Raw genomic sequence first — 14,195 nt, 5'->3', positions numbered from 1 at the left:
GCCGACTACTACCTGCGCCTGACCGGCGACGGCGGCCGGATGCTCAAGGGCCAGATCCCCCTCACCGCCACCCGCCCCACCCCACCCGTGGTCGGCGGCGGAGGCGGCGACACCACCAACCTGGCGCGCGGCAAGGCGGTGACGGCGAGCAGCCAGAACATGAACTTCGTCCCGCAGAACGCGGTCGACGGCGATCCGAACACGTACTGGGAGAGCGCGAACAACGCGTTCCCGCAGTGGCTCCGGGTCGACCTGGGTTCGGCGGCGTCGGTGGGTCGGGTGGTGCTGAAGCTGCCGCCGCAGGCGGCGTGGCAGGCCCGCACGCAGACGCTCTCGGTGCAGGGCAGCACGAACGGCTCCTCCTTCACCACGCTCGCCGCGTCGGCGGGTCACTTCTTCAACCCCGCGTCGGGCAACACCGTGACGATCACGTTCCCGGCCGCCTCCGCCCGGTACATCCAGCTCACCTTCACCGGCAACACCGGCTGGACGGCCGCGCAGCTGGGCGAGCTGGAGGTGTACGGCTCCGTCGCCGGAGGCGACACGCAGGCGCCGAGCACCCCGGGCAACCTCACCGTGACGGGCAAGACGGCGAACAGCGTGTCGCTGTCGTGGTCGGCCTCCACCGACAACGTGGGGGTGACCGGCTACCAGGTGCGCCGCGGCGGCACCGTCGTGGCCACCGTGCAGGGCACCACGCACACGGTGACCGGGCTCACCCCCGCGACGGCGTACGCCTTCACCGTCACCGCCCACGACGCGGCCTCCAACGCCTCGCCCCCGTCGAACACGGTGAACGTGACCACGGACGCCGCCCCCAACGCCAACCTGGCGCGCGGCAAGGCGGTGACGGCGAGCGGCCACAACCAGACCTTCGTCCCGCAGAACGCGGTCGACGGTGACCCGAACACGTACTGGGAGAGCGCGAACAACGCGTTCCCGCAGTGGCTCCAGGTCGATCTCGGCTCGGCGGCGTCGGTGGGCCGGGTGGTGCTGAAGCTGCCGCCGCAGGCGGCGTGGCAGGCCCGCACGCAGACACTCTCGGTGCAGGGCAGCACGAACGGGTCGTCGTTCGCGACGCTCTCGGGGTCGGCGGGCCGTTCCTTCGACCCCGGCTCCGGCAACACCGTCACGATCACGTTCTCCGCGACGTCCGCCCGGTACGTCCGGGTGAACGTCACCGGCAACACCGGCTGGCCGGCCGCGCAACTGTCGGAGTTCGAGGTCTACCAGGCCTGACACCTCGGGGCCGGGTCCCGGGCGGCGCGACACGCCACCCGGGACCCGGCCCCGCCGCCGCGGCCCGCGGGCCTCAGCGGAGCTCGCGCTTGAGGATCTTCCCCGTCGCGGTCATCGGCAGCGCGTCGCGGAACTCGACGATCCGCGGGTACTTGTACCCCGCCATGTTCTCCCTGCCCCAGGCGATGAGCTCGTCCTCGGTGACCGTCGCGCCGGGGGTGCGGATGACGTACGCCTTGACCTCCTCGCCGTGCGAGTCGTGGGCGACCCCGACCACCGCCGCGAGGGAGACCTCGGGGTGGGTGATCAGGACCTCTTCGAGCTCGCGCGGGTAGACGTTGAAGCCACCCCGGATGATCATGTCCTTGGCGCGGTCGATGATGGAGTAGTAGCCGTCGGCGTCGCGGGTGGCGATGTCGCCGGTGCGGAACCAGCCGTCCCGCATGACCTCGGCGGTCGCCTCGGGCCGGTTGTAGTAGCCCTTCATGATGTTGTGGCCGCGGATCGCGATCTCGCCGGGCCCCTCGCCCTCGATCGTCTTCCAGTCGTTGTCGATCAGCTTCATCTCCACCCCCCAGATCGGCGTGCCGATCGTGCCGGGCTTGGTGGGCTTGCCGAGCTGGTTGAAGCTGGCCACCGGGGAGGTCTCCGACAGGCCGTACCCCTCCAGGATACCGATCCCGAAGGTCTTCTCGAAGTCCTTGAGCACCTCGACGGGGGAGGAGGCGCCGCCGGCGGCCGCGACCCTGAGCGAGGTGGGCACCTCGTCGCCGTCGGCGTGGATCTTCGTCAGCATCGCCCAGTACATCGTCGGCACGCCCGCGAACAGCGTGATGTCCTCAGCGCGCATCAGCTCCAGGGCCGGGCCCGGCTCGAAGCGCGCCATGAGCACGACGGTCGCCCGGCGCAGGAACCCGGCGTTCATGACGACGGTCTGCCCGAAGGAGTGGAACAGCGGCAGCACCGCGAGGTAGGCGTCGCCGCCCTCGGTGCGCGGGAACATCCCGTCGGACACCATGGCGTTGAGCAGCATGTTCTGGTGGCTGAGCTCGGCGCCCTTGGGCTGGCCCGTGGTGCCGCTGGTGTACAGGATCACGGCGGTGTCGTCGGGCGCGGTCTGCACGGTCTCGAACTCGCCGGACACGCCGTCCAGCGCCGCCCACAGCGTCTCCCCGTGCTCGGACTCGGTGGCGAACGCGGTGGCGGGCAGCACGAAGAAGTGCTCGGCGGAGGCGCTCTCGAAGCCGGTCCTGCCCCGCTCGCCCAGCGGCAGCTCGGGGGTGCCCTCGAAGCAGAACAGCGCCTTGGCCTGGGAGTCGTCCAGGTGGTAGGCGATCTCCCGCGACTGCAGCAGCACGTTGAGCGGCACGACCGTGGCGCCGGCCTTGAGGATCCCGTAGTAGACGAACGGGAAGTAGGGCAGGTTCGGGCAGGCCAGCGCGACCTTGTCGCCCTTGCCGATCCCGCGGGAGACCAGCAGGTTGGCAACCTGGTTCGCGACGGTGTTGACCAGGGAGTACGGCAGCCGCAGGTCACCGAAGACCAGCGCGGTGCGGTCGGGGGCCTCCCGGGCGCTGTCCTCCAGTGCGATCGACAGGTTGAGCATCGTACGTCCTCCTCCGAGCAAGCTCTGACCCGCTCATACTGGCAGCCCGGGATACCGACCGGTAGGTAACGCGGTGACAAATTGACGGGCAAACCGCGGGGGAGTAAGCAGAACAGGAGCACGCTTACGGGGAGGCGAGCTGGCCGGCTGTGCGATGAAAGGTCAGTGAGCGTGGATTACGACTACGTCATCGTGGGCGCGGGGTCGGCGGGATGCGTGCTGGCCAACCGCCTCTCCGCCGACCCCGGCACGCGGGTCGCCCTCATCGAGGCGGGCGGCTCCGACCGGAAGCTGGAGGTCCGGATGCCCGCCGGGTTCTCCAAGCTGTTCAAGACCGAGCGCGACTGGAACTTCACCACCGCCAGGCAGCCCGAGCTGTCCGGCAGGGAACTCTACTGGCCGCGCGGCCGGATGCTCGGCGGCTCCTCCTCGATGAACGCCCAGATGTGGGTGCGCGGGCACCGCGCCGACTACGACGGCTGGAACGTGCCGGGCTGGTCCTACGAGGAGGTCCTCCCGTACTTCCGCAGGGTCGAGCGCCGCGCGGGCTCCAACCGCGGCGGCGTGTACGGCACGGAGGGCCCGATCCACATCTCGGAGCTGCGCTCCCCGAACCCCGCCACCGCGCTCTTCCTGCGAGCCTGCGAGGAGCTGGGCATCGCCCGCCTGGAGGAGCTCAACGGCCCCTCCAACGAGGGCTGCTCGCCGACCCCCGTCACCCAGCGCGGGGGCCGTCGCTGGAGCTCCGCCGACGCCTACCTCACCCCCGCGGCCAGGCGGCCCAACCTCACAGTGCTCACCTCCTCGCGCGTACGCCGGGTGCTCGTCGAGGACGGCCGCGCTACCGGGGTGGAGTACAGCGTCGGTGACGGCGGTCATGATGGCGGTGACGGCGTCGCGGTGGCGCGGGCGCGCGGGGAGGTCATCCTGTCGGCCGGGACGATCGGCTCACCGCACCTGCTGATGCTGTCGGGCATCGGCCCGGCCGACGAGCTGCGGGCCGCCGGTGTCGAGCCGGTCCACGAGCTGCCCGGGGTCGGCACGAACCTCCAGGACCACCTCGCGTCGGGCGTCTTCCTGCACTGCCTCAAGCCGATCACCCTCGCCGGCGCCGAGTCGGCCACGAACCTGCTGCGCTTCCTGGCCGGGGGCCGGGGCATGCTCACCTCCAACATCGGCGAGGCCGTGGCGTTCGTCCGCACCTCCGAGGAGGAGCCCGCCCCCGACATCGAGCTGATCTTCGCTCCCGGTTCCTTCGTCAACCACGGCCTCACCCCGCCGCCCGGCCACGGCCTCACCATCGCCTCGATCCTGCTCCGGCCGGAGAGCCGCGGCCGTCTCTCGCTGGACGGCCGGGACATCGTGATCGACCCCGGCTACCTGGCGGCGGCGGCCGACGTCCGGCGGCAGGTCGCCGGGCTGCGCAAGGCGAAGGAACTGTTCGCCACCGAGGCGCTCCGGCCGCTCGCGGGGCCGCCGATGGACCCGTACTGGGACCCGAGGACCGAGGAGGAGCTCGTCCGCTGGATCCGCGAGCGCAGCGAGACCCTCTACCATCCGGTCGGCACCTGCCGGATGGGCGACGACCCCGGGTCGGTGGTGGACCCCGCGCTGCGGGTGCGGGGGGTCGCCGGCCTGCGGGTGGCCGACGCCTCGGTCATGCCGCTCATCACCCGGGGACACACCCACGCGCCCACCGTCATGATCGCCGAAAGGGCCGCCGACCTCGTCGCCGCCGCTCGCTGAGCCGCTGCTCACTGGACCGCAGGTCGCTTCACTGGGCCGCGGGTCGCTGGGCCGCGGGTCTCGTCGCCGACGGGGGCCGGTCGCCGGGACGTCCCCCAGGTGCGGCGGGCACGGGGTGCGGGTGCGGGTGCGGACCGCGGGCACGGAACCGCGGACACGGACCGTGGATGCGGACCGTGGGCACGGGGTGTGGGCGCGGACCGTGGGTGCGGACCAGCTTGGCCGGGCGACGGCCTTCCTTTCGCCGGGTTCCAGGGTGGAGCATGTTCCCAGGCCGGGCGCTTCCCGCGTCGGGAGCGCCGCGGGAAGGCCAACGACCCCGTTCTGGGCTGGTTGCGCCGAGGGTCCTGTGGCAGGATCCATAAAACAGAATGCGGTTCTAGTGGAGGCTGGCATGACGGTTTCACTCGCGGACATCGATCTGTCGGACATCTCCTTCTGGGAGCGGCCGATGTCCGAGCGGGAGGCCGCCTTCGCGGTGCTCCGCGCGCAGCCCGGCCCCGTCCTGTTCGCCGAGCCCGAGGTCCCCTTCGCCCCGCCCGGCCCCGGCTACTACGCCCTGGTGCGGCACGCGGACATCATCGAGGCCAGCCGCCACCCCGACATCTTCTCCTCGGGCCGGGGGGCGACGTCCATCCAGGACCTCGGCCCCGAGTTCGGCGAGTACTTCGGTTCGATGATCAATATGGACGATCCCCGGCACGCGAGGTTGCGCAGGATCGTGTCCCGGGCGTTCACGCCGAAGATGATCAAGCAGTTCGAGGCCGACGTCGACACCGCGGCCGTGCGGATCGTGGACGACCTGATCGCGAAGGGTCCCGGCTGCGACTTCGTGACCGAGGTGGCCGCCAAGCTGCCCCTGAAGATCATCTGCGACATGATGGGCATCGGCCCCGAGCACTATCAGGAGGTCTTCGACGCCACGAGCATCATCCTGTCGGGCGGCGACCCCGAGTTCATCGCCGACGTCAGCCGCGCGGCCGAGCTGCTCCTCGCTGCGGGGCAGGGGCTCCAGGACCTCGTCATCTCCCTGGCCGCCGAGGGCGGAGACAACCTTATCACCGCCCTGACCAGCGCCAACATCGACGGCGAGAAGCTGACGATGCAGGAGCTCGGCTCGTTCTTCATCCTGCTGGTGGTGGCGGGCAACGAGACCACCCGCAACGCCATCTCCCACGGGCTGCACCTGTTCACCGAGCATCCCGACCAGCGGGAGCTGCTGCTCCAGGACGTCGACGGCCGCCTGCCCGGAGCCGTCGAGGAGATCGTCCGCCTCGCCTCGCCCGTCGCCTGGATGCGCCGCAGCCTCACCCGCGACCACGAGATGAACGGCCACCTCTACCGCGCGGGCGAGAAGATCCTGATGTTCTACTGGGCCGCGAACCGTGACGAGAGCGTCTTCACCGACCCGTACCGCTTCGACATCCGGCGTACGGAGGGGCCGCACGTCGGCTTCGGCGGCCCGGGACCGCACTTCTGCCTCGGTGCCCACCTCGCCCGCCGCGAGATCACCGTGATGTTCCGCGAGCTGTTCACCCGCCTGCCCGGGATCCGCTCCGCGGGGGAGCCCGACCGCCTGCGTTCCAGTTTCATCAACGGCATCAAGCACCTTGACTGCGACTTCTGAGAACGGCGCGCGACTTCCGGGAACGGCGCCGAGCGCCGCGACCGCGACTCCCGGGAACGACGTGCGACTTCCGAGGTCGGCGTGTCCGGGATCGGCGTGCGACTTCCGGGGACGGTGTCGAGCGCGTCGGCCGCGACTTCCGGGCGCCGCCCCGGGGGCGTCGCATTGACGCAAGCGTTTGCTTTCCCAAAGGATGGGCGCCATGAGCGTGACGCCAGCCGAGCGGAAGCCGATCGTCTCCGCCGGCGACTTCGACCTGTCGGACTACGACTTCTGGGCCAGGCCCATGCCGGACCGGGAGCACGCCTTCCGGCTCCTGAGGGAGCTGGAGCGTCCCGTCTTCTACCAGGAGATGGAGAACACGCTGGTCCCGCGAGGTCTCGGCTACTACGCGCTGGTCAAGCACGCCGACATCATGGAGGCGAGCCGTAACCCCGAGGTGTTCTGCTCGGGGGACGGCGGGGCCACCAACATCCTCGACATGCCCGCCGAGTTCGCCGAGTACTTCGGTTCGATGATCAATATGGACGATCCCCGGCACGCGAGGTTGCGCAGGATCGTGTCTCGCGCGTTCACGCCGAAGATGATCAAGCAGTTCGAGGCCGACGTCGACACCGCGGCCGTGCGGATCGTGGACGACCTGATCGCGAAGGGTCCCGGCTGTGACTTCGTGACCGAGGTGGCCGCCAAGCTGCCCCTGAAGATCATCTGCGACATGATGGGGATACCGGAGAGGGACCACGGCACGGTCTTCGACAGGTCCAACGTCATCCTCGGCGGCTTCGACCCCGAGTACGTCGGCCTCGACGTGAACACCGTCGCGGAGCGGCTGCTGACCGCGGGGATGGAGCTCCAGCAACTCGTCCAGGACCTCGCCGCGCACCGGGCCGAACACCCCACGGCCGACCTCACCTCGTCGCTGGTCAACGCCAACATCGACGGTGAGAAGCTCACGATGCAGGAGCTCGGCTCGTTCTTCATCCTGCTGGTGGTGGCGGGCAACGAGACCACCCGTAACGCCATCTCCCACGGGCTGCGCCTGTTCACCGAGCACCCCGAGCAGCGGGAGCTGCTGCTCCAGGACCTCGACGGTCGCCTGCCCGGAGCCGTCGAGGAGATCGTCCGCCTCGCCTCACCGGTCAACTACATGCGGCGCAAGGTCACCCGCGACCACGAGATGAACGGCCACCTCTATCGTGCGGGGGAGAAGGTGGTGTTCTACTACTGGGCCGCCAACCGCGACGAGAGCGTCTTCGCCGATCCGCTCCGTTTCGACATCACCCGCGACCCCAACCCCCACATCGGCTTCGGCGGCCCGGGACCGCACTTCTGCCTCGGTGCCCACCTCGCCCGCCGCGAGATCACCGTGATGTTCCGCGAGCTGCTCCGCCGCCTCCCGCGGATCGAGGGCGGCGTCCCCGAGCGGCTCCACTCCAGTTTCATCAACGGGATCAAGCGGATGGAGTGCACCTTCTAGGCACTCCTGCGGCTTTCATCTCCTACGGGGTGGTCACTGTCCCACCGCGCGGATCGACTTGAAGACGGTGTTGATGTCGGGGAGCAGCTCCTTCTTGCTGTCCGGCACCGACATGTAGACGATCGAGGGCAGGTCGGCACCGGTGCTCACCGCCGCCACGACCATGGTCGTCTTCGAGTCGCCCGAGGTGATCTCGTACGCCGCGAGCTGACCGGGCAGGCCGTTCACCGAGAGGGTCTGCTGGGCGGTCTTGCGGGCGGTGTTGCCCTCGGGGAAGAACTTGTTGCGCCCGCTGGAGGCCACCGCGTTGATCACCGGCGCGAGGCTCTCCGGCGAGGTGTACTTGCTCTTCAGGCGCGGGGAGAGCGGGCCCGACATCAGCTGCGCGAACTGGGTCTTGCCCGTGGAGTCCGTACCCGCCGGGAGATACTGGCGGGTCGTGAAGCCGTAGGAGGCGGGCATGCCGGGACGCTGGTCCTGCCGCCAGGGGGTGCCGAGCCGCGCCAGGGTGATCCCCGCCTGCTGGTCGGTGAGCGTTCCGGCCACCGGCGACGCGTCACCGGCGAAGCGCGGCAGGCGGCCGACGGAGGCGGGCTTGGCGGGCTTCTTGGTGGCCGCCGAGGGCTTGGGGTCGGCGGCGATCTCCTCGCCACCGGCCAGCGGCCCGGCCAGGAACGCCCAGAGCACCGCGCCGAGCAGCGCGATGACCACGGACCCGGCGAGCGCGAAGATCCAGACCGGTCGTCCCCGCTCCCCGAGCTCGTCCTCGTCCTCGATGGCCTGGTAGTTGTCGCCGAAGACCGTGTTCCACAGCTCCTGCTGGCGTGCGGGCGGCGGTGTCTTCGGACCGCTGATCTGGCCCGCGGTGACGAACGGCTTGTTCGGGTCGGACGGGTCGCGGCTCAGGTGATGGCCGGGCTGGCCCGGATGCGCGGGCTGGCCGGGGTGCCCCGCCTGTCCGGGCTGGCCGCCGGGGTGACCCGGGTGACCGGGCTGACCAGGCTGTCCGGGCTGGCCGAGGTGACCGGGCTGTCCGGCCTGGCCGGGCTGGGTCTGGGGCTGCGGGGGGCCGGCTCCGGGGTGGACGGGGGCTCCCGGGGGCGCGGGTGCGTTGGCGGCCGCCGCGTTCGCCGCGAGAGCCCACATGGCCGGGTTGTCCGGCACGCCGTAACTGCGCCGCGCGTTTTCGGCGCCCTCGCCGTTCAGGGCGCCGTTCGGGACGCCGTCCGGAGCACCGTTCGGGGTGGGGCCGTCAGGTGAGGCGCCCCCGAAGGGGGGACCACCGGGGACGACGCCGGAAGGGCCGCCCTGGGCACCTCCCTGGGCGGCACCGGGGTGGGCGTTCCCGAGGGGGGCGGCCTGGGCGTCACTTCCCGCCCAGGAGGGGGAGAACGCCGAGGTCTGCGCCTCGGCGGGACCGGCCCCCGGGCCGGAGGCCGGAGGCCACGCGCCACCGCCCGCCGGGGCCGTGGGCGGCCAGGGGGCGTTCTCCGACGGCGGAGGCGAGGGCGGCCATCCGCCGTTCTCCGTCGTCTGTGCCGGAGGCCAGGCGGGGGCGTCGTGCCCCGGCGTGGCGGTCTGCCACGCCTCGCCCGCCGCCGCACCGGACCCCTGTCGGCGCGCGTCGCCCTGCGGGCTGGACGCCTGCGCCCAGCCGTTGTTCTGCGGGCTGGTCGCCTGTGCCCGGCCGTCGGCCTGCTGCGGGCTCTGCGTACGGCCGTCGCCGGGAGGTGCGGTGTCGGGCCAGCCGCCGCCGGACGGCGTGGTGGCCTGCGCCCAGCCGTTGGAGGAGCCGGTCTGGGGAGCGGAGGTGTGCCGCGTGTCGCCGTCCTGCGACGGGGCGGACTGCGGCCATCCGTTGTTCGGGGAGGACGGGTGGCCGTCGGCCTGCGGGCCCGAGGCCTGCGCCCAGCCGTCCTGGGCGGAGGTGGGCTGCGGCCAGCCGTTGCCGGGGGAGGTCTGGTGCGAGGTGTCGGCGTCCTGCGATCCGGAGGCCTGCGCCCAGCCGTCGTTCTGTGAGCCTGACGCCTGTGCCCAGCCGTCGTTCTGCGGGCCGGAGGCCTGCGCGCCTGAGCCCTGGGGGCCGGAGGCCTGGGCCCAGCCGTCACCTTGGGGGTTGGACGCCTGCGCCCAGCCGTCGTTCGGCGCGCCGGAGGACTGTGCGCCCGAGCCTTGTGAGCCGGACGTCTGCGTACCCGAGCTCTGCGCGCCGGAGGCCTGTGCCCAGCCGTCACCCTGGGGGGTCGACGCCTGCGCCCAGCCGTCGTCGCGCGGGCCGGACGCCTGTGCCCAGCCGTCGGCCTGCTGCGGGCTCTGCGTGCGGCTGTCGTCGGGGGGTGTGGTGCCGGGCCGGCCGCCGTCGGCCTGCGGGCCCGAGGCCTGCGCCCAGCCGTCCTGGGCGGAGGCGGGCTGCGGCCATCCGTTGCCGGGGGAGGTCTGGTGCGAGGTGTCGGCGTCCTGCGAGCCGGAGGCCTGCGCCCAGCCGTCGTTCTGTGAGCCGGACGCCTGTGCCCACCCGTCGTTCTGCGGGCCGGGGGCCTGCGCGCCTGAGGCCTGAGGGTTGGAGGCCTGCGCCCAGCCGTCACCCTGCGGGCCTGATCCGTGCGAGCCGGAGGCCTGCGCCCAACCGTCACCCTGGGGGGTGGACGCCTGCGCCCAGCCGTCGTTCGGCGCGCCGGATGTCTGCGTACCTGAGCCCTGTGGGCCCGAGGCCTGGGCCCAGCCGTCGTCGCGCGGGCCGGACGCCTGTGCCCGGCCGTCGTTGCGCGGGCTGAAGGCCTCGGACCAGCTGTCGGTCCGGGGGGTAGACGCCTGGGCCCAGCCGTTGTTCTGCGGGCTGGTCGCCTGGGCCCAGCCGTCGGCCTGCTGCGGGCTCTGCGGACGGCCGTCACCGTGCGGCGGGGGGCCCTGGGGCCGGCCGCCGGGGGGATCCGCCGGGGAGGCGGAGGGGTGCTGCCCTCCGCCGGGTGAGGTCTGCCACGAGGAGCCGTTGCCGCTTCGCGGCTCGTCCTGCGGGCGGGGCAGGCGGGGGCCGGTGCCGAGGGGGTCGTGCGTCCACGAGGGCGACGGCTCGGCAGCCTCCGGCCATGCCGAAGGCAGGTGGGACTGGCTGGACTGCTCCGAGGCCATGCTTTCCTTACCTCCCGCGCGGGTGCCCGAATTAGGCGTATTGGGCATGGTCTCACGTGAGACGGGGGGGCTCGCAGGGAAACCGGAGAACGCCCCCCTGAACTGGAGTCCGGTGGGATCGGTCGGTGGATCCTGCATGGGCAGGCCGACCTCCATCGGATCCGGGCCCTGCCCCGGCTCTGCTGAATGTGCCACGGTTAGAAGAGTAAACGGGAGAGACATACGAGGTCACAACAGGCGTATAGCCATCGAGTCTCGTTGCCCCGCGAGTACGAGAACCCCATTCTGCCGACCTGGCCGGATCCTGTCCCCCGCTTGCCGCGATCGGCCCCGTTTTCGCTGGCCATGAATACGCCTTGCGGGCTGCGATAGTCTTGGTCTATGCGTGCCGCGACCCTGCTTATCGGGCCGCATCGGCCTCCCCGTCCCTGAGCGCCCTGCCGATGCGGCTGCCCTCCGCGTGAGCGGGGGGTTTTTGTATTGGGCCGGACGGGCCAGACCATCCACGCAGACACACCCCGAGGAAACCGACGTGAGCGAGCGAGCCGACATGCAGAGCGACGAGCAGCACTATGACCCGCAGGTCCTGCAGGTCAAGTGGCAGCGCAGGTGGGAGGAACTGGACCCCTTCCGGGCCTCCGACGACCCCGCCGACCCGCGTGAGCGGCGCTACATGCTCGACATGTTCTCCTACCCCTCGGGCGACCTGCACATGGGACACGCCGAGGTGTTCGCCCTGGGCGACGTCATCTCCCGCTACTGGGTCCAACGCGGCTACAACGTGCTGCACCCCGTCGGCTGGGACTCCTTCGGCCTGCCCGCCGAGAACGCCGCGATCAAGCACAACGCGCACCCGGCCGAGTGGACCTACGCCAACATCGAGACCCAGGCCAACTCCTACCGGCGCTACGCGATCTCCTTCGACTGGTCCCGCCGCCTGCACACCAGCGACACCTCGTACTACAAGTGGACCCAGTGGCTGTTCAACCGCTTCTTCGAGCGCGGCCTGGCCTACCGCAAGGGCGGCCTGGTCAACTGGTGCCCGAACGACCAGACCGTGCTGGCCAACGAGCAGGTCAAGGACGGCAGGTGCGAGCGCTGCGGCGCCGAGGTCGTCCGCCGCGAGCTGACCCAGTGGTATTTCAAGATCACTGACTACGCCGACCGGCTGCTGGACGACATGGCTCTGCTGGAGGGCGGCTGGTCCGAGCGCGTGCTGACCATGCAGCGCAACTGGATCGGCCGGTCCGAGGGCGCCGACGTCGACTTCGTGATCGAGGGCCGCGACGAGCCGGTCACCGTCTACACGACCCGTCCCGACACCCTGTACGGCGCCACCTTCTTCGTGGTCGCCCCGGACGCGCCGCTGGCCGAGGAGATCGTCACCGACGACCGGCGCGAGGCGTTCGAGGCCTACCGGGTCGAGGTGTCCAAGCTGTCCGACATCGACCGGCTGTCCACCGAGAAGGAGAAGACCGGCGTCTTCCTGGGCCGGTTCGCGATCAACCCGGTCAACGGCGAGCGCATGCCGGTCTGGGCGGCCGACTACGTGCTGTCCGACTACGGCCACGGCGCCATCATGGCCGTGCCCGCGCACGACCAGCGCGACCTGGACTTCGCCCGCGCCTTCGACCTGCCGGTACGGGTGGTCGTGCACACCGGCCTGGCCGATCCCGGCGAGACCGGCATCGCCACCAGCGGTGACGGCGCGATGGTCAACTCCGGCCCGCTGGACGGCCTGGCGAAGGCCGAGGCGATCCGGAAGATCATCGAGGTGCTGGGCGAGCGGGGCACCGGACGGTTCACGGTCAACTTCCGGCTGCGCGACTGGCTGCTGTCCCGCCAGCGCTTCTGGGGCTGCCCGATCCCGATCATCCACTGCGCCGACTGCGGCGAGGTCCCCGTCCCCGACGAGCAGCTGCCCGTCACCCTGCCCGACATGCGCGGCGAGGCCCTGGCGCCCAAGGGCGTCTCCCCGCTGGCCTCGGCCGAGGACTGGGTCAACGTCTCCTGTCCCAAGTGCGGCGGCCCGGCCAAGCGCGACACCGACACGATGGACACCTTCGTCGACTCCTCCTGGTACTTCCTGCGTTACGTCGACCCGGCCTACGACGAGGGCCCGTTCGACGTCGAGCGCGTGCGCAGGTGGGGTCCGATCGACCAGTACATCGGCGGCGTCGAGCACGCCGTGCTGCACCTGCTGTACTCCAGGTTCTTCACCAAGGTCCTGCACGACATGGGGATGATCGACTTCGTCGAGCCCTTCACCCGCCTGCTGAACCAGGGGCAGGTCATCAACCAGGGCAAGGCGATGTCCAAGTCGCTGGGCAACGGCGTCGACCTGGGCCAGCAGATCGACGCCTACGGTGTCGACGCGGTCAGGCTGACCGTCGTCTTCGCCGGACCGCCCGAGGACGACATCGACTGGGCCGACGTCTCCCCGGCGGCGTCGCAGAAGTTCCTGGCCCGCGCGTTCCGGGTGATGGCCGAGGCCGGAGCGGCCTCGGCACCCGGCGTGGACGTCACCGCCGGAGACCTGAGCCTGCGCAAGGTCGTCCACCACACCATCGACGAGGTCACCAAGCTGGTCGACTCCCACCGGTTCAACGTCGCGGTGGCCCGCATGATGGAGCTGACGAGCGCGACCCGCAAGGCCATCGACTCCGGGCCCGGCGCGGCCGACCCGGCGGTCAGGGAGGCCGCCGAGACCCTGGCGGTCATGCTGTCCCTGGTCGCGCCGTACGCGGCGGAGGAGGGCTGGGAGCGGCTGGGACACTCCGCCTCGGTCGCCACCGCGGGCTGGCCGGCGGCCGACCCGGCGCTGCTGGTCCAGGAGTCGGTCACCTGCGTGGTCCAGGTCGCGGGCAAGGTGCGCGACCGGCTGGAGGTCTCCCCGGAGATCTCCGAGGCGGACCTGGAGGCGCTGGCCCTGGGGTCGGAGAAGGTCCGGTCCTTCCTGTCCGGCACGCCGCGCAAGGTGATCGTCCGCGCGCCCAAGCTGGTCAACATCGTCCCCTAGGGGGCCAGAGGCCGGAGCGGGCGGGAAGGCCGTCGCGTGGTCGGCGGGGCCGCCGCGCGTGGTCTCGAAGGCCGCTGCGCAATGCGGGCCGAAGGTGCTCGGAGGGGCCCATCCGATGGGCGCCCCCGAGCACCTACCGGCGGATTTCCCCGCTTTCACGTCGACCAGCCGGGCTTCCGGCCGCCCATATCGATTCGTGTCGACCGGCGTGCCGGTGTCCGCTGATGTGAGATCGCCGGGGGTGTGCCCTCATCCGGAAACGCCGGTCGACACGAATCGATATGGGCGGCCGGAAGCCCGGCTGGTCGACGTGAAAGCGGGGAAATCCGCCGGTAGGTGCTAGGGGGCGCCC

At 71.3% G+C, this 14,195-nt stretch carries 7 protein-coding genes; 5 read left to right on the top strand and 2 right to left on the bottom strand.

What is annotated here, in order from left to right; genetic code table 11:
* Positions 1 to 1,239 (top strand): discoidin domain-containing protein (locus ABT053_RS42975; protein ID WP_350977900.1); only part of this gene is annotated, 1,239 nt, incomplete at its 5' end.
* Positions 1,240 to 1,312: 73 nt separating this feature from the next.
* On the opposite strand, the gene ABT053_RS42970 is transcribed toward ABT053_RS42975, so the two are convergent.
* Positions 1,313 to 2,845 carry a long-chain-fatty-acid--CoA ligase gene (locus ABT053_RS42970; protein WP_350977898.1) on the bottom strand — a complete coding sequence of 511 codons (1,533 nt, stop codon included), beginning with the start codon at positions 2,843 to 2,845 and terminating at the stop codon, positions 1,313 to 1,315.
* 165 nt (positions 2,846 to 3,010) lie between these two features.
* Here ABT053_RS42970 and ABT053_RS42965 point away from each other — a divergent pair, with 165 nt between their 5' ends.
* From ABT053_RS42965 to ABT053_RS42955, 3 genes are all read left to right on the top strand, one after another.
* Positions 3,011 to 4,591, top strand: coding sequence for a GMC family oxidoreductase (locus ABT053_RS42965; RefSeq protein WP_350977896.1), 1,581 nt, complete (start codon positions 3,011 to 3,013; stop codon positions 4,589 to 4,591).
* Positions 4,592 to 4,985: 394 nt separating this feature from the next.
* The gene (locus ABT053_RS42960) at positions 4,986 to 6,218 is read left to right on the top strand and encodes a cytochrome P450 (protein WP_350977893.1); all 1,233 of its coding nucleotides are present in this window, start codon (positions 4,986 to 4,988) and stop codon (positions 6,216 to 6,218) included.
* Between the two features lie 202 nt (positions 6,219 to 6,420).
* Positions 6,421 to 7,695, top strand: a complete 1,275-nt coding sequence (locus ABT053_RS42955; RefSeq protein WP_350977890.1) for a cytochrome P450 — start codon at positions 6,421 to 6,423, stop codon at positions 7,693 to 7,695.
* Positions 7,696 to 7,728: 33 nt separating this feature from the next.
* Here the strand turns inward: ABT053_RS42955 and ABT053_RS42950 are convergent, their stop codons facing one another.
* On the bottom strand, positions 7,729 to 10,824 hold the full coding sequence (locus tag ABT053_RS42950) for a hypothetical protein (protein ID WP_350977888.1): 3,096 nt from the start codon (positions 10,822 to 10,824) through the stop codon (positions 7,729 to 7,731).
* Between the two features lie 550 nt (positions 10,825 to 11,374).
* On the opposite strand from ABT053_RS42950, the gene leuS reads away from it, so the two are divergent.
* Positions 11,375 to 13,843 (top strand): leucine--tRNA ligase, encoded by a 2,469-nt coding sequence (leuS, locus tag ABT053_RS42945; protein ID WP_350977902.1) that lies wholly within the window; start codon positions 11,375 to 11,377, stop codon positions 13,841 to 13,843.
* Positions 13,844 to 14,195 lie beyond the last annotated feature (352 nt).

It is taken from the genome of Streptosporangium sp. NPDC002524 (assembly GCF_040295985.1).
In the GTDB taxonomy this organism is placed as follows: domain Bacteria; phylum Actinomycetota; class Actinomycetes; order Streptosporangiales; family Streptosporangiaceae; genus Streptosporangium.
This window is presented reverse-complemented; position numbering and strand designations above follow the sequence as displayed.

Coding starts and splice junctions, on each gene's coding strand:
- leuS (WP_350977902.1), top strand. CDS start 11,375: ATGCAGAGCGACGAGCAGCACTATGACCCGCAGGTCCTGCAGGTCAAG.
- ABT053_RS42970 (WP_350977898.1), bottom strand. CDS start 2,845: ATGCTCAACCTGTCGATCGCACTGGAGGACAGCGCCCGGGAGGCCCCC.
- ABT053_RS42960 (WP_350977893.1), top strand. CDS start 4,986: ATGACGGTTTCACTCGCGGACATCGATCTGTCGGACATCTCCTTCTGG.
- ABT053_RS42955 (WP_350977890.1), top strand. CDS start 6,421: ATGAGCGTGACGCCAGCCGAGCGGAAGCCGATCGTCTCCGCCGGCGAC.
- ABT053_RS42950 (WP_350977888.1), bottom strand. CDS start 10,824: ATGGCCTCGGAGCAGTCCAGCCAGTCCCACCTGCCTTCGGCATGGCCG.